14 protein-coding genes are annotated in these 19,123 nt (G+C 60.6%); 9 read left to right on the top strand and 5 right to left on the bottom strand.

Annotated elements, in window-relative coordinates; genetic code table 11:
• Positions 1-32 precede the first annotated feature (32 nt).
• Entirely contained in the window at positions 33-1,019 is a 987-nt protein-coding gene (gene hemB, locus NW848_RS00480) for a porphobilinogen synthase (protein WP_011431536.1), read from the top strand.
• Here the strand turns inward: hemB and NW848_RS00475 are convergent, their stop codons facing one another.
• Positions 1,020-1,580, bottom strand: a complete 561-nt coding sequence (locus tag NW848_RS00475; protein ID WP_228375367.1) for a hypothetical protein — start codon at positions 1,578-1,580, stop codon at positions 1,020-1,022.
• A 105-nt stretch (positions 1,581-1,685) separates the two neighbouring features.
• Here NW848_RS00475 and NW848_RS00470 point away from each other — a divergent pair, with 105 nt between their 5' ends.
• Positions 1,686-1,865 carry a hypothetical protein gene (locus NW848_RS00470; protein ID WP_414402851.1) on the top strand — a complete coding sequence of 60 codons (180 nt, stop codon included), beginning with the start codon at positions 1,686-1,688 and terminating at the stop codon, positions 1,863-1,865.
• Between the two features lie 96 nt (positions 1,866-1,961).
• The gene (locus NW848_RS00465; protein WP_414402850.1) at positions 1,962-2,891 is read left to right on the top strand and encodes a TIGR01777 family oxidoreductase; all 930 of its coding nucleotides are present in this window, start codon (positions 1,962-1,964) and stop codon (positions 2,889-2,891) included.
• A gap of 53 nt (positions 2,892-2,944) precedes the next feature.
• On the opposite strand, the gene NW848_RS00460 is transcribed toward NW848_RS00465, so the two are convergent.
• On the bottom strand, positions 2,945-5,743 hold the full coding sequence (locus NW848_RS00460) for a cation-translocating P-type ATPase (protein ID WP_414508293.1): 2,799 nt from the start codon (positions 5,741-5,743) through the stop codon (positions 2,945-2,947).
• 466 nt (positions 5,744-6,209) lie between these two features.
• On the opposite strand from NW848_RS00460, the gene NW848_RS00455 reads away from it, so the two are divergent.
• The 3 genes from NW848_RS00455 to NW848_RS00445 all read left to right on the top strand — a co-directional run bounded on the left by NW848_RS00455 (position 6,210) and on the right by NW848_RS00445 (position 8,863).
• A complete protein-coding gene (locus NW848_RS00455; protein ID WP_011431532.1) occupies positions 6,210-7,484 on the top strand; it encodes an FAD/NAD(P)-binding oxidoreductase in 1,275 nt (424 codons plus the stop codon).
• A gap of 232 nt (positions 7,485-7,716) precedes the next feature.
• On the top strand, positions 7,717-8,523 hold the full coding sequence (locus tag NW848_RS00450) for a hypothetical protein (protein ID WP_099812710.1): 807 nt from the start codon (positions 7,717-7,719) through the stop codon (positions 8,521-8,523).
• Positions 8,501-8,863 carry a hypothetical protein gene (locus NW848_RS00445; protein ID WP_099812711.1) on the top strand — a complete coding sequence of 121 codons (363 nt, stop codon included), beginning with the start codon at positions 8,501-8,503 and terminating at the stop codon, positions 8,861-8,863. The genes NW848_RS00450 and NW848_RS00445 overlap by 23 nt, the downstream gene beginning before the upstream one ends.
• 67 nt (positions 8,864-8,930) lie before the next feature.
• Here NW848_RS00445 and NW848_RS00440 read toward each other — a convergent pair whose 3' ends face one another.
• Positions 8,931-10,514, bottom strand: a complete 1,584-nt coding sequence (locus NW848_RS00440; RefSeq protein ID WP_414402707.1) for a serine/threonine-protein kinase — start codon at positions 10,512-10,514, stop codon at positions 8,931-8,933.
• A 318-nt stretch (positions 10,515-10,832) separates the two neighbouring features.
• Complete coding sequence (locus NW848_RS00435; RefSeq protein ID WP_099812713.1) at positions 10,833-12,065, bottom strand: HhoA/HhoB/HtrA family serine endopeptidase; 1,233 nt, start codon at positions 12,063-12,065, stop codon at positions 10,833-10,835.
• 187 nt (positions 12,066-12,252) lie between these two features.
• On the opposite strand from NW848_RS00435, the gene NW848_RS00430 reads away from it, so the two are divergent.
• The 3 genes from NW848_RS00430 to glgP all read left to right on the top strand — a co-directional run bounded on the left by NW848_RS00430 (position 12,253) and on the right by glgP (position 16,886).
• On the top strand, positions 12,253-12,777 hold the full coding sequence (locus NW848_RS00430) for a nucleoside deaminase (RefSeq protein ID WP_011431528.1): 525 nt from the start codon (positions 12,253-12,255) through the stop codon (positions 12,775-12,777).
• A gap of 300 nt (positions 12,778-13,077) precedes the next feature.
• Positions 13,078-14,274, top strand: a complete 1,197-nt coding sequence (locus tag NW848_RS00425) for a SpoIID/LytB domain-containing protein (protein ID WP_041438653.1) — start codon at positions 13,078-13,080, stop codon at positions 14,272-14,274.
• A 410-nt stretch (positions 14,275-14,684) separates the two neighbouring features.
• A complete protein-coding gene (gene glgP / locus NW848_RS00420) occupies positions 14,685-16,886 on the top strand; it encodes an alpha-glucan family phosphorylase (RefSeq protein ID WP_414510344.1) in 2,202 nt (733 codons plus the stop codon).
• A 179-nt stretch (positions 16,887-17,065) separates the two neighbouring features.
• Here glgP and ftsH read toward each other — a convergent pair whose 3' ends face one another.
• Positions 17,066-18,982 (bottom strand): ATP-dependent zinc metalloprotease FtsH, encoded by a 1,917-nt coding sequence (ftsH, locus tag NW848_RS00415; protein WP_011431525.1) that lies wholly within the window; start codon positions 18,980-18,982, stop codon positions 17,066-17,068.
• Positions 18,983-19,123: the final 141 nt, after the last annotated feature.

Below are 19,123 nucleotides of genomic sequence, written 5' to 3'. Positions count from 1 at the left end.
CAAAATAGAGAGGCCCTCTTTCTCCTGCTCCTATGAGCCAAGACCTGATCTACCGTCCCCGCCGGCTGCGGCGCACCGAGGCCCTTCGCCAGCTGGTTCAGGAGACCCACCTGCGGGTGCAGGATCTCATCTACCCCCTGTTTGTCATGGAAGGGGAGAACCAGCGGCAAGAGGTGGAGTCGATGCCCGGCTGCTACCGCTACACCCTGGATCTGCTCCTCAAGGAGGTGGAGGAGGCGGCCAACTTGGGGATCCCGGCGGTGGCCCTCTTCCCGGTGGTGCCCGAAGAAAAGAAAGACCCCACGGGGCGAGAATCCTTCAACCCGGAGGGCCTCATCCAGCGGGCGGTGCGTCGGATCAAGCAGGAGATCCCCGAGATCCTGGTGATCACGGATGTGGCCTTGGATCCTTACAACAGCGACGGCCACGACGGCATTGTGCGGGACGGGGTGATCCTCAACGACGAGACAGTGGAGGTGTTGGTTAAGCAGGCCCTCTCCCAGGCGGAAGCGGGAACCGACATCGTGGCCCCCTCCGACATGATGGACGGTCGCGTCGGCGCCATTCGCGAGGCCCTGGATGAGCAAGGCTATACCGACGTGGCGATTCTGGCCTACTCCGCCAAGTATGCCTCCGCTTTCTATGGCCCTTTTCGCGATGCCCTGGGATCCGCGCCCAAGTGGGGGGATAAAAAAACCTATCAGATGGATCCCGCCAACGCCCGCGAGGCCCTTAGAGAAGTGGAGCTGGACGAGGCGGAAGGGGCGGACATTGTGATGGTGAAGCCGGCCTTGGCCTACCTGGACATTATCTATCGGGTCAAGGAAGCGACAGATCTGCCCGTGGCCGCCTACAACGTGAGCGGCGAATACGCCATGATCAAGGCTGCTGAGCAAAAGGGCTGGATCGACGGCAAGAAGGTGATGATGGAATCCCTCTTGGCCATGAAGCGGGCCGGCGCTGACATGATCCTCACCTACTTTGCCAAAGAGGCGGCCCTGCTGCTGCAACAGTCCTAGCTAGGGCCTTCTGGACAACTGGGGAGATTGTCCAATCCAGGTGGGGGGTGCCTTTTTCTCCGCGTCGGCTACTAGGTCGCTGGGATCCACCAGGCGCACCTGGATTTGATCGGGCGGCACGCGGTTGAGGCGTTCCTTGATGAGGGCTTGCTGCTGCAAGGGATCCATGCCGCGATCCACTCCCTCCCGCAACCGTGAGACTCGGGCTGAGAGGACTTCGAGGTTCTGCTCCAAAACCTGCAGGCGGTGGTGCTGGGCCAACTGCACCGGTAAAAGGCGATACAGGCCGCCGAGGGCAGCCGCCGTAAACACGAGGTTCACCCCGATGCGACAGAGCAGTTCCCAAGCTTGGGGCTCCGGCTCTGGGGCTCGTCGTTCCCGCAGGCGAGACAGATTTCTTGAACAGGAAGGCCGGACGGGGATCGTCCGCGGGCCGGGAACCGGGAGAGAAGGGGGCGCTCCGGCCCGAACCAGGGATCCCTGCCCCTGCAAACGACGCAGCCGCGGAGCAATAGAGACGCCCAGCTCAGGCCGAGGAACCTGCCCCTCATTGACAGACATGGGGCGAGCCGAGGTACGCGAAGTAGACTTGGGTGTCACGGGTGAAGGGAAGCAATCGGGGGATGAAAGACCACCTCTGCTACTGGGAAGCGCAGCTAGGGCTTATTGAAGCCGATTTTTCCGAACGTGTCAGGCGGTGGTCCAAAACATTTTTCTTTTCAGCTCTACTCCGGTACGGCGGAGGCGGATTTCGGCTCTTTTTCCGGGTCTTCGGTCAACGCCAAGCAGGAACTGCCGGACAGCCTAGAGAAAAACCGGCTATGGCCAAACCCGGAAACGCGCTAGGCTAGAGGTTCCTACCTTGGGCAAGCTCTACGCCGTCCAAAGGACGAAGGCAACAGAGAGCCCAGGGGCTTGTAGGGTGCTTATCGGGATCCGCCTATGCGCATTGCCATCACGGGTGGGAGTGGTTTTATCGGGCGCCGCTTGGTGGCCCGCCTGCTGGAGCGAGGAGATGAGGTGTTGGTTTTGAGCCGCCGCCCTGAGCAGGCCCGCCGCGTTCTGGGAGCATCCCCCAACCTCAAGCTGCTGGAGTACGATCCCTACCAACCGCAAGCCTGGGCCTCAGCTCTGGAAGGCTACGAGGCCATTGTCAACTTGGCCGGAGAGCCCCTGGCCTCTTCCCGCTGGACGGAAGCCAAGAAAAGAGAGATCCGCCGCAGCCGCGTGGAGACCACCCAGGCCCTTGTCCAAGCCCTCGCCTCCCTTGGCCAGAAGCCCCAGGTGATGATCAGCAGCTCGGCGGTGGGCTACTACGGGCCTCGCCCGGAAGGGGAGCCCCTGACAGAGGCAGATCCCCCTGGCCAGGGCTTTTTGGCAGAAGTCTGTCAGGCGTGGGAAGCAGCTGCCCGCCCGGCTGAGGAGCTGGGGATCCGCTTGGCCATCCTGCGCACGGGGATTGTCCTAGGGCCCGATGGAGGAGCCCTGGGTCAAATGCTTGCCCCCTTTCAGTTCTTCCTCGGCGGCCCCATTGGCTCTGGCAAGCAGTGGGTCTCCTGGATCCACCGCGACGACTGGGTGAGTCTAGTCTGCTTCCTGCTGCAGCAGGGATCCGGCGTCTTCAACGCCACTGCCCCCAACCCGGTGCAGATGGAAGAGTTCTGCCGCACTTTGGGACAAGTTTTGGCCCGCCCCTCGTGGCTGCCGGTACCAGCCCCAGCCCTAGAACTGCTGCTGGGCGAAGCAGCTCAGGTGGTTCTAACAGGGCAGAAAGTGATCCCTCAGGCCGCGCTGCAGCTAGGTTTCCCCTTCCAATATCCCCACCTCAAAGAAGCCCTGCGGCAACTGCTCATCCCTCAGGTCAACCGCTGAGCGTAGCCATCTAGGAGGCAAGCCCTTGCCGCCGCTCTGGCTTCCCCCAAGATTTAGGTTTTCCTGGGTAAGCGGGCCAGCGAAGCGCCTTCCGGATCCACCCGGTTGGCCAGCGCTGCCACCCCAATCATTGGCAGGCTCACCACCAGGCAGAAGCCCCACTGCTCCCAAGCTAGCGGTGCCGTGTCGAAGAGAGCGTTGAACAGGCTCCATTGGCTGAAGAGGATCTGCAGCAGGATGGCCGCTCCAATGCCGATGGTGATAGCCGCCACATCCATTAGGCGTTCGTGGCGTTCCAACTGGCTGGCGCGCCCGCGGCCCAACAGGGTAGGAATAGCCTGGCTGAGGCTGAGCAAGTAGAAGATGCGCCCAATCACCAGCGTCTGAATGGCCATGCTGCGGGCCAGGTTGAGGTTGCCGGTGGTTTGTTCGATGTATTCAAAAACCCCGAAGATCAAGAGCCAGTTAAAGGCTGAAACCAGCAGAATGCGTTGCAGCAGCCGGGGAGAAAGCAAATTGGCGTCGGGATCCCGCGGTGGTTGGGTCATCTCCCGCCCCGTGCTGGGCTCAAAGGAGAGGGGCACTGTCATGGTGATGGAGTTGATCATGTTGAGCCACAACACCTGGATGGCCAAAATGGGCAGCTCGCGGTTGAGGAGGACGCTGAGGAGAAGGGTCATTGACTCCCCTGCGTTCACCGGCAGGATGAAGGCGATGGCCTTGAGCAGGTTGTTGTAAACGGTGCGCCCCTCTTCGACGGCGGCCTCGATGGAGGCAAAGTTGTCATCGGTCAAGATCATGTCGGCGGCGGCTTTGGCCACTTCCGTGCCGCCCCTCCCCATGGCAATGCCCACATCTGCCTGCTTCAAGGCCGGGGCGTCGTTGACCCCATCGCCGGTCATGGCCACGACCTGACCCTGCGACTGCAAGGCCTTCACCAGGCGCAGCTTTTGCTCCGGCACCACCCGCGCAAAGACGGATCCCTCGTTGGCGGCGGTAACAAACTCCTCTGGGCCGAGCTGCTCCAGATCCCGGCCGCTGTAGGCTTTTACCGGTTTGCCGCCGCCCAGGCCCATCTGCTCGGCAATGGCTTGGGCCGTGAGCACATGGTCGCCGGTAATCATCTTGACTTGGATCCCGGCGGTTTGGCAGGAGCGCACGGCGGCAATGGCCTCTGGGCGCGGCGGGTCGATCATTCCCTGCAAACCGAGGAAGATCAAACCCTCTTGCAAATCTGGGTGATCCACTTGCGTTTGGCTGCTGGGGACGGTTTTTTGGGCAAAGGCCAGAACCCGCAGCCCCTGCCGCGCCAAGGCCTCCACCTGCTGCCGAATCCGCTCCGCTTCCAAGGGCTGGATCTCCCCCTGGGATCCCATCTGGCTGCCGCAGCGGGGCAAGAGAGCTTCTACAGATCCCTTGACGTAGATGCAGTGCTCCTCCGGCCCCAACCGGTGCAGGGTGGCCATGTACTGAAACTCGGATTCAAAGGGGATGCTGTCCAGGCGAGGGCGGCGGCGCTGCAGATCTTCTCGATCCAGACCCCCCTTCTGCGCCGCCACGAGCAGAGCCGCCTCAGTCGGATCCCCTACCACTTCCCACTGGCCGTTGTCCTTGGCTTGGAGGCGGGTGTCGTTGCAGAGGCAGCCGGCCACCAGGCAAGCCTCTAGGGCAGGCGATTGGCGGATTTCGACGGGGGAATCGTCTTCCTGAGGTAGGATCTGGCCCTGGGGGCTGTAGCCGCTGCCGCTAACCCGGTAGAGCCGGGATCCGGCGTAGATGGCCTGCACCGTCATCTGGTTTTCCGTGAGGGTGCCGGTTTTGTCCGAGCAAATCACCGTGGCGCTGCCCAGGGTTTCTACCGCCGGCAACTTGCGGATGATGGCGTGGCGTCGGGCCATGCGGGAGACCCCAATGGCCAGGGTTACGGTAACTACCGCCGGCAAGCCTTCGGGGATAGCGCTCACCGCCAGCGCCACTGCCGCTTCAAAGACACTCACTGCCGCTTGGCCCTGCACCAGGCCCACCAAAAAGGTGAGCGCCGCCAAGGTGAGGATAATTTTCAGCAAGGTCAGGCTGAACGCCTCAAACTTGCGCGTCAGCGGAGTTTGCAGGGATCCCCCTTCCTCGATCAGCTTGGAGATGCGGCCTGTTTGGGTCTGGTTGCCGATGGCCACCACCACCCCCGCCCCTTGGCCAAAGGTGACGAAGCTGCCGGCATAGGCCATGTTCTGGCGGTCGGCCAACGGCGTGTCTTCGGGGAGGGATCCCAGCCGTTTTTCCACCGGCACCGACTCTCCCGTGAGGGCCGATTCGTCCACCTGCAAGTTGCGCACGCTTACCAGGCGCAGGTCGGCAGGCACCCTGTCTCCCGAGCTCAAGAGCACCACATCCCCCGGCACCAGCTTCCGCGAGGGCACCCGCACTTTCTGCCCCTCCCGCATCACCGTTACTTCCGTCACCACCGACTTGGCCAGGGCGGCAATCGCCTCCTCCGCCTTGGACTCTTGGATGTAGCTGATGAGAGCGTTGATCACCACCACCGCCCAGATTACGATGGCGTTGCGCCAGGAGCCTAGGAACGCCTTGATCGCCCCGGCCACCATCAGGATGTAGAGCAGCGACTGGTTAAACTGCTGCAGAAACTTGACCCATGCGGGGGTAGCTGCCTTGGCCTTCAGCTCATTGGGGCCATACTGCTTCTGCCGCCGCTCCACTTCCGCCTGGGAGAGGCCTTTTTCCAACAGCGTCGGCAAAGAGAGCTCCTCTCCGAGGAGCTGCTGGATGGCTTGCTCCTCCGGCAGGGCATGCCAGGCAAGGGCCGGGAGCAGCTCAGGGGATGAAGGTTTGGCCATGTTCGGAATCTTGAGTTACAACAACACAACGGCAGGACGAGCTGCCGACCTTCCTCCATCTGACAGCCTAGCGGATGCCGCCTGCCCTTCCCAGTAAAACGCTCCCCGAGCAGCTCTTGCTAAGGCAAGCGTCAACAACGTTTAAGGAGGCGGCTAAGATTTGCTGAAAATTCTCGACAGATAGATAGATAGAAAGGATGAATATATTCTTATTAGGTAGTATGATTAGCTAGAGCTTGTGGGGAGCCGAAGTGCTTCGGCCTCCCATGCTAGCTGACCTGTCCGGGCTCTTGGATGGGTTGGTTGGCTCTCTTGCTGTTTTTAATATGGCCGACGGGTCTATCGGTCTCTTTTTTTTTTGTTTCCGTTTTGAGTTTTAGAGGGAGTTATCGTGGTACCGACTACAAAGCCAAGGGAATTCCAGGCGCAGTCAGCAGCAGTGCCGCAAAACGGCGCGCGCTCTGAGGTGCAAGGGATCGGATCGAAGGGGTCCGCGGCGGTTCTCCGCCATCAGATTGTCGTCGTCGGGGGAGGGGCAGCCGGCATCAGCGCAGCAGCCCAGTTGCTGGAGCGCCAGCGCAACCTCGACATTGCCATCATCGAGCCATCCGACAAGCATTACTACCAGCCCGGCTGGACGTTGGTGGGTGGGGGTATTGCGCCGCTGGCCAAGTTTGTGCGCGATGAAAAAACCGTGATCCCCAGGGGAGCCAAGTGGATCCAGGCGCGAGTAACCGAGCTGGATCCGGATCACAACCGCGTCATCACCGAGGATGGCCAAGTTATCGAATACGACTACCTCATCATGGCCCCCGGCATCCAAATTGACTGGCACCTGATCGAGGGCTTGCCGGAGGCGCTGGGCAAGGGCGGCGTGACCAGCAACTACTCCAAAGACTACGCCCCCTACACCTGGGAGACCATCCGCAACTTCCAGGGGGGCACGGCCATCTTCACCTACCCTGCCACTCCCATCAAGTGCGGCGGCGCGCCCCAAAAAATCATGTACATGGCCGACGACGTTTTCAAGAGCAAAAGCGGCGTTGGCGTCAACACCAAAGTTATCTTCTGCACCGCCACCCCTACCCTCTTCGCGGTGCCCGAATACAGCGCCGCCCTGGAGAAGGTGGTGGAGCGCCGCGGGATCCAGGTGAAGTTCAGGCACAACCTCAAGGCCATCCGGCCCGAGACCCGGGAGGCCATCTTTGAAGTCACCACCGACGGCGGCAAAGAGGAGGTGAGCCTGCACTACGACATGATCCACGTGGCTCCGCCCATGAGCGCCCCGGACTTTGTCAAGCGCAGCCCTCTGGCAGGGCCCGGCGGCTGGGTGGAGGTGGACAAATGGACGCTGCAGCATCCCCGCTACCCCAACGTGTTTGCTTTGGGGGATGCCTCTTCCCTGCCAACTTCCAAGACGGCAGCCGCGGCCCGCAAGCAGGCGCCGGTGCTGGCGGAAAACCTCTTGGCGGCCATGCAGTCCAAGCCGCTGCCGGCCCGCTACGACGGCTACACCTGCTGCCCCCTGATCACCGGCTACAACTCCCTGATCATGGCAGAGTTTGCCTACGACGGGAAGCTAGCTCCCTCTTTCCCCCTGGATCCAACGCGGGAGCGCTACTCCATGTACTTGGCCAAGGTGCACCTGTTGCCCTGGCTGTACTGGAACCGCATGCTCAAGGGCAAGAGGTTTGAGGCCGACATCTTCAAGCCCATCAATAAGCTGGTGCATCGCTACTAAGGCTCTCCACCCTCTCACCCCCAGCCCCTCTCCCAAGGGGAGAGGGGAGTTTTTTTACAGAGCTGGCTCGCTCTGCCGCTGTGTTGTTACTTAGAAACCTTGTTAGAAAAACTACTAAGTATTTCTTAACGTCAATAGCTTCTGAGAGGTGAGGTTTTGCCGTACAATCAGCCCAGGTCTCCGTGAAAACCGAGTAGACTAGGTAAGGAAGTTTCACTTAAGGTTCTGTTCTATGGATTGTCTCAGAGAAGACGAGCTTGGCTATCTCCTTAAGAGGCGGGAAGAAGTTATAGAGGAGCAGAGAGAGATTCAAACCACTATTCAGTCTTCAAGAAATTGGCGGAAACGAGACATTTTGTCTCAGGCAAGAAAGTGGGGCTGGGAGATTGTCCGTCGTCGTGCCAGACATCCCACGCAAGCTGTTCGCGGGCATTTGAGGGTTAGTATTCCTGGACATGGCGACGGCGATTTCCTGGGGGTAGGAATAGCTCATAGAGTCTTAAAGGAATTGGCAGAGCCTAAACTCACAGAACTACAGCTTCAAAGACAAGAGTGCAGCGACCAAATTGTTAACTTTCTCGTGGGCAGAGGTATTGAATTTAGTTCTTTGCGCGAGTTAGGTTTATTAATCGAGCAGATTGAATTTCTGGAAGAGCAAAACCTAAAACTTAAGCGTAGAATAGAAGAGAGCGAGGAAGTAGCTTTAGATTTGCTCGTCGAGAAAGAACACGAAAATCAGAAGCTGGCCAATAGAATAAGAGAGCTTGCAGAAGAGCAGCTGCAAGTCCAGGAGATCGTCAGCCGTGCCATTTTAGCTCTGAAGGAACTTAAACATATCTTTGACCAGCTTCAGAACGCGGTAAACTACATTCCCATTCCAGAGATTAGGAGCTCACTGCAAAGTTACCTGAACAGGATCATGGCTATTTTTAAGGCTAACCTGCCTTCTACGGGTTCTAGAAAGTTGCTTCAGAAGAACGAGCAGGATATTTATCAAGCGAATTTGGAGGATAACCATGGGTCTCATCGAGAGCCTTGAAACGGCAATCGCGGCCTCGCGTCGCAACTATATTGAGCTCCTTGAGTTGACAGGACAGCTTGTTGCCGAGCGACAGCAGCAAGGTCAAAGGAATTGGCTACGGCTGAATGCCAAGCCCTGGACAGCAGCGACCCTAAAAAAAGCTTTTGCTTCCTTTGCAGCCGCTCGAGCTTACTTTAGCAAGCGCTACGGCATAAAAGCAAGAGGGTGGAAAGCTTTGGCAGAGCAGGTCAATACTGTTGAGACAGCGCTGATTCACTTGGGACTGGCCGTTCGCGAAAGCCCTCAGGCAACCTCCCTTTTGGAGAAGAGTGCCCGGCAATCCTCCTCGATTTCTTGAGGGGATAGGCGTCCACTCTCCCTTTTTTCGCCGTTCTGGCTTTGTATCCCCAGGAGGGGGAAGTTTTTTACAGGCAGGCTTTGAACTTTTTCAATACCGCCCGATCCAGCATCAGCAGGGCTGCGCGTAACCCCCCCGAGTATCCCCAGAAAAAGCCCACCGGCAGATGGCCCTTGGGCGCTTCCAAGTTGGTTTTGAGCCCCCCGTACTCCAGCCAGCGGCCCTGGATCTGCCAGCCCACTTTCTCTCCCATACACTCTTCGCGGGGCAAGGCCGAGAAGGATCTCGAGCTGAGCCCTCCCCTTTTCTCCGAGTCACACTCCTGCCAGAGCTGCTTCTGGACGGTAAAGCCAAAGCGTCCATGGCTGGCCTGCGTCCAAAGTTGGTCGATTAGCCGCAGCATCGGGCAGGGGAAAGCTTCAACATCCTTGGGATCGAAAAAGCCCACCTGGGATCGCCCGCCCAGCTTTAACATTAGAGCCGTCGTCCAGCGATCGGCTTCCCCCCACTGGCCAGCCCGCAGCCGATCCCACAGCCCTTGTAGGGCAGGAGCCGCTTCTCCCACCCAGTCTGGCCAGGGGAGAGTAGCGGGCAGGGATCCCTGTCCCTCTAGACAAACTTCGGGAGAAACCAGGGATCCGGATGCCCCCTCTTTTTTCTTTGTCGTGGCAGGGGTAGGGGGCGCCACCATTTGCTCCAGCTCTTCTGCCGAGTGCTGGGCCAGGAGCTGTTCCAGCTCATCTTGGGGTTGCGGGGCCAGAAGCCGCTCCAGTTGCCGCAGATCTTGAGTGCGGATGGCGGGCTCAAAGGTCAGCGGCTTCTTCTCTTCTTGAGAGGCCGCTCCCGGCAGCAGGGCCAGCCACTCGGCCATGGTTTGTGGGCGCTCTTCGGGGTGGAGAGCCATCCCTTTGAGGATGGCGGCCTCCACCTCTTCAGGAATGCTGGGGTTAAGGCTGCGGGGGGGATCCAACTGCCGGCCTGTGGCCCGCACCGGCGCGCACAAGGGCACTATCCCCGTCAGCAGGGTGTAGAGGGTGGCGGCCAAGGCATAGACATCGGTGAAGGCGCCGCGGCGGCGCAGGCTGTCGTACTGCTCCAGGGGGGCGTAGCCATCGGTGCCGTAGGAGGTATGGCGCTGGATCAAACCTTGGGCGTAGGCCCGCGCCAGGCCAAAGTCGATCAACACCGCTTGCCCGGATCCCTCCCGCACCAGGATGTTGGCCGGCTTCACATCGCGGTGCAGGATCCCCTGTTCGTGCAGGGCCATGAGGGCGGATCCCACCTCTCGCGTCAGGCGCAGGGCCTCCGGCAGGGGCAGCGGCCCCTTTTGCCGCAAAAGCTGGTGCAGCGTCTGGCCACGGATGTACTCCATCACAATGCACCAACGCTCCTGCTCCCAGATCACCTCTTCCACCTTCACCACGTGGGGGTGGCGGCAGCGGGCCAGTTGCAGCGCCTCGTTCATGAAGTTTTGCTGGAAGCGAGGATAGTCGGGATCCTCGCGGATGCTGTCCTTTAAGACCTTGATAACCACATCCTCAGCACGGACGCTGTCCCAGGCGCGGTAGGTAATGCCGAAGCCCCCTTCCCCCAAAACGGCCTCGATGCGGTAGCGCCCCCCCTGCAATTCTTCGCCAACTGCCCAAGCCATACGCGATCTCGCTCCCCGCCTCTAGGGCTATTCTGTCACGGGGATCAACAACGGACGGCACGTAAAACTACTCGTTGCCGGGCAGACCCCCTGTCGGGCACAGCGGTGGCTCTATCGCCCCAGGGATTGTGGTCATTTCAAATAGCAACGAAACGTTTCTCTACGTCGTTATTGGTAGGCAGGGCTGTCGCAAACGCGCCAGCGGCGCGGAGCGCTTGGATGGCGGCAGAGTGTTTTCACCTAGTTTAAAACGACTCCAAGTTTTTGGAGGGGAGCTTGCTGAGAATAAGGTAGGGATCGGGATCCCAGCCTGCCTGCTCAAGAGCCCACCGGCAGCACCCCCGTCTTCACCTGGAAGGTGCGCGCCTGGCCGTCGCGGATGACCCGCAGCGTCAGCGTCTTGCCCACACCGGCGGCATCCACCAACTGCTGCACCTGCTCGGCATCGCGAATAGGTTGGCCGTCAATCTCAACAATGACGTCCCCTTCCCGCAGGCCAGCTTGCTCAGCCGGCGATCCCGGAATTACCTGCCCGATCAACACCCCCTCTTGCACTGTCAGCGTGGTGGATCGGCCCGGGTCCCGGTTGAGGCGCTCCACCAAATCGGGGTTGAGGGTAATCATGCGGATGCCCAAGAAGGCATGCTCCACCCGGCCATTGCGGATCAGTTGCTCGGCAATTTCCATGGCGCGGTTGATGGGGATGGAAAAGCCGACGCTCTGGGCTCGCTGGAAAATGGCCGTATTCACCCCAATGACGCGACCTTCTGCGTCCAGCAGCGGGCCGCCCGAGTTGCCGGGATTGATGGCCGCATCCGTTTGCAGGAACGTCACCCGCTTGTTGGTGGCCCCAATCTGCCCGGAGGAACGCCCGACGGCGCTGATGATCCCCGCCGTTACCGTGTTGTCCAGGCCCAGCGGGTTGCCGATGGCGATGGCCCAATCTCCTGGCCGCACCTGGTCGGAGTTGCCCAAGGTAACCGTGGGCAGATTTTCGCCCTCGATCTGGATCACGGCGATGTCGGTTACCGGGTCTGAGCCTTTGACTTTGCCTTCGAAGGTGCGCCCATCCAGCAGATGCACCCTCACCCGCTCGCTGCCTTCCACCACGTGGGCATTGGTGAGAATGAGGCCATTGGGATCGATGATGAATCCGGATCCGGTGCCCTCCTGCTGAAACTCTTGCGGCAGTTGGGGGATTTGGCCCCCAAAGAAGCGGCGGAACAGGGGCTGGTTGAACAGCTCCGGATCAATAGGGCTGGCCACGGTGCGGGTGGCGTCGATGCGCACCACCGCCGGTCCCACCTTTTGGGCAACGGCGGCAATGAAATTGGAAGGCCGCACGGCATCGGCAGGAGAGGCAGACTCAGGAGGGGACTCAGACCAAGGCAGAAGGGATCCCACCCCCTCTCCAGCCCGCTGCGACCAAGTGGCAAGGGGAGTTTGCTGCAGCCATGCTTGCCCCCTTGGCGAGGACAACCAGACCCCATAGGCAATGCCTCCGCCAAACAAAGCCATCGCCAGAAATGTTTGCCGTAGAAGCCGTGTCATGATCCCTCCCAGAGCTCAGCCGTATTGCCCCAAAAACACTGCACTGAGGAAGCTCAGGCAGACCGGCGCTACCCACCTGCGCAAGCAGACCCGGTTTACTTTGGCCTATTCTTCTTTTAGCTGTTTAGGGGATATGTGCTTAACTTAGCAAATCTTGCGGGCAAAGACAGGGCTCAAGAGCCTAGCGATGACCGGGAATCTAGCTCACCTCCCTTCCTCAGCACCGCCGGAGCGGGATCCATGGCAACGCCACCGCGCCTGGATGCAGTTGGCCCTGCAAGAAGCCGAGCGGGCGGGAGAAGCGGGCGAGGTGCCGGTGGCGGCTCTGGTGGTGGGGCCGGGGGAAGAGCTGTTGGCCCTAAGCAGCAACCGGCGGGAACGGGATCGGGATCCTACGGCCCACGCGGAGATTTTGGCCCTACGGCAGGCGGGGCAGCGCCTGGGCGACTGGCAGTTGCAGGGCTGTCGGCTGTACGTGACCCTGGAGCCCTGCCCCATGTGCGCGGGGGCGATCAGCCAATCGCGGCTGGCCCAGGTGATCTACGGCGCCGACGATCCCAAGGCCGGCGCGCTGCGCAGCGTGCTCAACCTGCCCGCTTCTGCCGCCAGCTTCCATTGCCCAGAGGTCATCGGCGGAGTTTGCGAGGCCGAGTGTCGTCGCCTGTTGCAGCAGTGGTTTAGCCGCCGGCGGGGGATCCCTCTGGCAACCTGACGGGGAACTTGGGCGACAAAAAGGCCGGGTTGAGGTCGTGCATCGGCAAGCGGTTTTTGATACTGTCATATCGGAAGGCCCCCGGCCCGCCAGCGCGAGCAGCTGGCTGGGATCCGGCCGCGGCCTCGAAGGCAAAGCTCTTTGAAGGCGGGAGCGCTTTGGTTGGTCGGTCGCTTGAGGGGTTGGTTGGGCAATCCTCACCGCAGGATCGCAGTTTCCTTCTGGATCCCTCCTCCGAAGTGGTTTATCGGCGGACAGGGATCCGTTGCTCTTGGGTGGTCTTTCCCAGAGGAGTGACGTGTGAGTGTAGCTCTCTTTTCTTCTCCGGTTGTGTCCCCGCTGCCCTCGGCTTGGCTTAGGGGGATCGGCCTTCTGGTTTGGGCTTGGCTCTGCTTGGCCTTTCCGGTGCAGGCGCGGGTGCTGCTGCGGGTGGGGATTGCCGTCAACAAGCCGCAGGTCAGGCTTGGCAGCTCTGCCCCGGCCCGCCTGCTGGATGCCCAGGGACAACCGCTGGCCGAAGTTCCGGCCATGCAGCCGCTGCAGGCCAGCCGGATAGGCTCGGCGGTCAGTTTGGCCGGCCAGCAGGGAGAACGCCTTTACCTACAGCCCACCACCCCCGATGGGTTGGTGTTCATCGACCAGAACTGGTACCGCGGCTGGGTGGAGCTGATCCCCGGCGAAAGTGGAGTGATCGCCATCAATCAAGTTGGTTTGGAGGACTACGTTTCCAGCGTGGTGGGCAGCGAGATGGGGCACCGCTTCCCGATGGAGGCCCTCAAAGCCCAAGCCGTGGCCTCCCGCACCTATGCCCTCTACCATCGCAGTCGTCGCTCCCAGCAGCCTTTTGACTTGGGGAGTGGGATTGATTGGCAGGTTTACAAAGGGGTGGCTGCCGAATCCAACCGCACCCAGGCAGCAGCCCGCGAGACTGCCGGCCAGGTTCTCGTCCACCAGGGGCAGTTGATCAACGCCGTTTTCCACTCCTCCGGCGGCGGCCACACAGACGATGCCGGCAATGTTTGGCTGGAGTCGCGGCCCTACTTGCAGGGGGTGCCCGATTTCGATCACCACTCGCCGGTGTTTAGCTGGACGGCTACCATTCCTGCCCAACAGCTCCAGCAGTTGGCCGGCGGGATCGGGGCCATCCGCTCCATTGAGATCCTGCGCAGCTCTCCCTGGGGACGGGCCATCACCCTGCGCCTAGTGGGATCCCAAGGCAGCAAAGACGTCAGCGGCAGCGAATTCCGGCGGGCTCTGGGGTTGCGCAGCACGATGATCGCCATCAGCCCACGAGGGGAGGCGGCCACCACCGCCAGCCTGACCCCTGCTGGGGCAAACTTTCCCGCTTTCTTCCAAATCCAAGGGCGCGGCTACGGGCACGGGGTGGGCATGAGCCAATGGGGAGCTGCCGCCCTGGCCAGCCAAAACTATTCCTACCAACAGATCCTCAGCCACTACTACCGCAACACCAGCTTGGCCGTGGTGGAGGGACGCTAGGCTCAGTCGGAGCTCCTATCGAAAAAGGCCATTTGGTAGCGAAGGCAGCTAAAGCTTTGCCGAGCTTGTGGCAGTTTAGATTGCCCTGCCGGGATCAGGAGTCAGTGGCAATTCTGGAAACTCTGTTAACTCCGATGCAGCACCGTCTCTTCAGACAGGCCGCAGATCGATCAGCAGCCTTCTCTGAGATTGAAAACCGAACTGCCGGTGGCCATTGTTGTTGCAAGATCTGGGAAAAGACTGAGGAAATCTGGCTTGGAGCTGCTGCAGATTTTGTAGAGATCCTGAATCCTCCTGCCAGAATTCTCAAAGTTGGCTCAATAATAAAAAATTAGAAACGTTTACCAGGCACGATTAACCTCTGCCGCTTCTTTTTCCGGCCTATAGCTTCAACCCCAGGTATCTGTCCTATGTCCCTTGCCACTTTAGCCCCCGCTTTTCCCGAACGTTGCCCGGTGCTGCCGGAGGCGCTCACGCCCCTGTGCGAGATCGCCCGTAACTATTGGTGGACGTGGAACCCCGATCACCTCACCATTTTCCGGGAAATGGATCCCGCCCTGTGGGAAAAAACCTCTCACAACCCGGTGCGCATGCTGGAGGAGGTTTCTTACTTGCGCTTGGCGGCCTTGGCTACTGACGTCAACTACCTCAACACCCTCAATCGCATGGTGCAGGCCTATCGGCAGTACATGGCGGCTGAGGATACCTGGGCCAAGCGCACCATGAAGACCTACGACTGGCAGCGTCCTATTGCCTATTTCTGCGCTGAGTACGGCCTGCACGAGTCTTTGCCCATCTACTCCGGGGGCCTGGGCATGCTGGCTGCCGATCACCTCAAATCCGCCTCCGATCTGGGGGTGCCGCTGGTGGGCGTGGGGTTGCTCTACCGTCAAGGCTATTTCCAACAGCGCCTCGACATCAGTGGCTGGCAAGGGGAGCTCTACGAAGACTGTGAGGTTGACTCCCTGCCCCTAACGCTAGTGCGGCGGCCAGATGGCAGCCCCCTGCTGGTGGAGCTGTCAATGCGGCAGCGGTTGGTCAAGGTGCGCGCCTGGCGGGTCGATGTGGGCCGGGTTCCCCTTTTCCTCTTAGACACTAACCTGCCGGAGAACGATCCTATTGACCGCTGGATCACCGCCCATCTCTACGGCGGCAGCACCGATACGCGCATTGCCCAGGAGTGCGTCCTCGGCATTGGGGGGGTGCGCCTGCTGCGCCAGTTGGGCCTGGATCCCATGGTCTATCACATGAACGAGGGGCATGCTGCCTTCTTGACTTTGGAGCTGCTGCGGGAGGAGGTGGCACGGGGTACGCCCTTTGAGGCGGCAGAGGCCAAGGTGCGGGAAAAGTGTGTCTTCACCACTCACACGCCGGTGCCGGCTGGGCACGATGCTTTCAGCCCCAACGAGATGGATGCGTTCTTTGCCTCTTTCTGGCCGCAACTGGGCTTGACGCGGGAGCAATTTTTGGCTCTGGGGGCGCGGCGCGGCGGGGATCCCTGGGAGCGCTTCAATATGACGGTGCTGGCTTTGCGCTACGCACGTGCAGCCAACGGGGTGAGCAAGTTACATGGGCGCGTCTCTCGCCAAATGTGGCATGTGCTCTACCCAGAGCGGTCGGTGGAGGAGGTGCCCATCGGCTCCATTACCAACGGGGTTCACGCCCGCACCTGGGTTGCCCCCCTCTTCTGGAACCTCTACGACCAATACCTGGGTCCCGACTGGCCGGAGCGGGTGTCGGATCCGGAGCTGTGGGCCAAGGTGGAAGAAATTCCCGATGAGGAGCTGTGGCGGCGCAAGGAAGCCCTGCGGGAGCGGTTGGTGTCTTTTACCCGCCACCGGGTGTTGCGGGCGCGGCGCAACCGCGGCGAAAGCAACGAACGTCTCCAGGCCGTCAACCAGTTGTTGGATCCCAAGATCCTGACGATTGGGTTTGCCCGCCGCTTCAGCACCTACAAGCGAGGAGATCTAATCCTGCGCGATCTCGAGCGAGTGACCCGCATCTTCACCAACAAAGAGTACCCTGTGCAGATTATCTTTGCCGGCAAGGCTCACCCGCGAGATGAAGAAGGCAAGCGCCTGATCCAACGGGTGGTGGAATGGTCGAATCGGCCTGAGGTGGCTCACCGGGTCGCCTTTATTGAGAATTACGATGCCTACGTCAGCCGCAATTTGGTCCAAGGGGTGGATCTTTGGCTGAACAACCCGCGGCGTCCTCTGGAGGCCTCCGGCACCTCCGGCCAAAAAGTGGGCTTCAACGGGGGGCTCAACCTCTCCGTTTTGGACGGCTGGTGGCCCGAAGGCTACAACGGTCGCAATGGCTGGGCCATCGGCCAAGAAATCGAAGGTCTGGATCCAGCCGCCCAAGACGATCTGGACGCCAGCTCCCTCTACGATGTGTTGGAATACGAGATTATCCCTATGTTCTACGACCGGGATGAAAAAGGGATCCCGCGCCGCTGGATTGCTCGCATGAAAGAAGCAATCCGCACCCTCAACCCGGTCTTCAACACCGACCGCATGGTGGCTGAGTACGTCCTGAAAATGTATGAGCCCCAGCCTATCGAAACGGAGGTGAGTCGCATCTTGTCGGGCTCGGCCGTCGTTAGCTAAGTTAGCCTCCCTCAACCCAGCCCTTCTCCCTGAGGGATGGCCCAAGCGCGCCGCGCCGCCGACGCGACCACCCCCAACCTCTCTCTGGGAGAGGGGAGATAGTTATCATCATGCAAAAATCGGGATCCCCGCCCTCCTCAGGCGAAAAGGCAGGGATCCCTGGCCTGTGTCCATGGAGACTAGGCACTAGCGTTGAGGGTTATCGGGAAGGTCAGCGGCTCCGGCTCCTCCTCAGGCGGTAGCATCACCACCTCCGAGCTGTCGATGATCGCTTGCAGCTCTTCCCCATCAATGGTTTCGGCCTCCACCAAGCGGCGGGCGATGCGATCCAAGAGGGCGCGGTTTTCCCGGATCAGGTAAGTGGCCCGTTGGTAGGCCTCATTCACCAGACGTCGCACCTCTTCGTCGATGAGGGCCGCCGTCTCCTCGGAGAAATCCCGCTCTGCAGCGATCTCACGGCCTAGGAAGATATTGGCATACTGGCGTCCCAGGGCCACGTTGCCCAGGCGGTCGCTCATGCCAAAGCGGGTGACCATGTTGCGGGCAATGCGGGCCACCTGCTGTAGGTCGCTGGCTGCCCCCGTGGTCACCTCCGCCTCGCCATAGACCACCTCCTCTGCCACCCGACCCCCCAGGGCGACGGTCATCATGTTTTTCAAGTGGGCACGGGTGGTCAGGCCCATGTCATCATCGCTGGGCATGAACCAGGTGAGGCCGCCCGCCTGGCCGCGGGGAATGATGCTGACCTTTTGAATGGGATCGTAGTTGGGCAAGAGGGATCCCACCAGGGCGTGTCCTGCCTCGTGGTAGGCCACCAGCTCCTTGCGCCGCTCGCTCATGAGGCGATCCTTCTTCTCTGGGCCAGCCAACACCCGATCCACGGCGTCGTTGATCTCGTCCATCGAGATCTCGGTGAGGTTGCGGCGGGCCGCCAAGATGGCCGCTTCGTTGAGTAGGTTGGCCAGGTCTGCGCCGGTAAACCCAGGGGTGCGGCGGGCCAATTTCTCCAGATCCACATCGGCGGCCAAGGTTTTGCCGCGGGCATGCACCTTGAGGATCTCCAGGCGGCCCTGGAAGTCGGGGCGATCCACCGTCACTTGGCGGTCAAAGCGACCGGGCCGCAGCAGCGCTGCATCCAACACATCGGGGCGGTTGGTGGCGGCGATAACGATGATGCCGGAGTTGCCCTCAAAGCCGTCCATCTCGGTCAGCAACTGGTTCAGGGTTTGCTCCCGCTCGTCGTTGCCACCTCCTAGGCCGGCTCCCCGCTGCCGACCCACGGCATCGATTTCGTCGATGAAGACAATACAGGGGGCATTTTGCTTGGCCTGCTCGAACAGATCCCGCACCCGCGAGGCCCCCACTCCAACAAACATCTCCACAAACTCAGAGCCAGAAATGGAGAAGAAGGGCACACCCGCCTCTCCGGCCACAGCGCGGGCCAACAGGGTTTTACCTGTACCTGGGGGGCCGACCAGCAACACCCCGCGCGGGATCCTGGCGCCCAGAGCGTTGTACCGCTCGGGGTTTTTCAAAAAGTCCACCACCTCGGCCAGCTCCAACTTGGCCTGGTCAACACCAGCCACATCGTTGAAGGTAACCTGAGTTTTCGGCTCCATCTGCACCCTTGCCCTCGACTTGCCAAAGTTGAGCGCCTGGCTGCCAGGGCCGTTTTGGGCTCGGCGCAACAGGAAAAACAGGCCAAGCAGCAGCAAGACGGGCAGGAAGAAGGTGCTGAGGATGCGCCCCAGCAGACCCTCCTCCTGAACCGGGCGCACCGCCAGCTCCACCCCTTGCGCAAGCAAGGTGTTCTCAAACTCGGGGGTGAGGGGAGGCAGGTTGACCAGCACTTGGGTGGCGCGGTTGTTGATTTCCGCCTCGGCAATGGCAATTTGGCGACCATCGGGGGCGATCTCGACCAAGACTTTGCTGACCTCGCCCCGTTCTATGCGGCTCATCAGGTCGGAGTAGCTGATCTCCAGACGCTCAGCCGGACGGGTGCCGAAGAAGGTTGTGGCCAGCGAGATCAAGACAATGGCCAGCAACGCGTACAATCCGGCGCTTCTCCATTTTTTGTTTTTACCTTTCTGACTCACGGAAGCGTTTCCTCCCAAAGGGTGCTTTTTATCGAACTCACAGATGGCATCTGGGGTCGAGTGGATTCTTGCAACGATAGACTATTAATTAATATTAACCCGGCTGAGAGGCCGGGGAGAATAGCCGAAGATCCGCAGGAT

The organism is Synechococcus sp. RC10A2 (genome assembly GCF_047502605.1).
This window is presented reverse-complemented; position numbering and strand designations above follow the sequence as displayed.

Bases quoted from the DNA above. Each gene is read 5' to 3' on its own strand.
- hemB (WP_011431536.1), top strand. From the start codon at position 33: ATGAGCCAAGACCTGATCTACCGTCCCCGCCGGCTGCGGCGCACCGAG.
- NW848_RS00475 (WP_228375367.1), bottom strand. From the start codon at position 1,580: ATGTCTGTCAATGAGGGGCAGGTTCCTCGGCCTGAGCTGGGCGTCTCT.
- NW848_RS00465 (WP_414402850.1), top strand. From the start codon at position 1,962: ATGCGCATTGCCATCACGGGTGGGAGTGGTTTTATCGGGCGCCGCTTG.
- NW848_RS00460 (WP_414508293.1), bottom strand. From the start codon at position 5,743: ATGGCCAAACCTTCATCCCCTGAGCTGCTCCCGGCCCTTGCCTGGCAT.
- NW848_RS00450 (WP_099812710.1), top strand. From the start codon at position 7,717: ATGGATTGTCTCAGAGAAGACGAGCTTGGCTATCTCCTTAAGAGGCGG.
- NW848_RS00445 (WP_099812711.1), top strand. From the start codon at position 8,501: ATGGGTCTCATCGAGAGCCTTGAAACGGCAATCGCGGCCTCGCGTCGC.
- NW848_RS00440 (WP_414402707.1), bottom strand. From the start codon at position 10,514: ATGGCTTGGGCAGTTGGCGAAGAATTGCAGGGGGGGCGCTACCGCATC.
- NW848_RS00435 (WP_099812713.1), bottom strand. From the start codon at position 12,065: ATGACACGGCTTCTACGGCAAACATTTCTGGCGATGGCTTTGTTTGGC.
- NW848_RS00430 (WP_011431528.1), top strand. From the start codon at position 12,253: ATGACCGGGAATCTAGCTCACCTCCCTTCCTCAGCACCGCCGGAGCGG.
- glgP (WP_414510344.1), top strand. From the start codon at position 14,685: ATGTCCCTTGCCACTTTAGCCCCCGCTTTTCCCGAACGTTGCCCGGTG.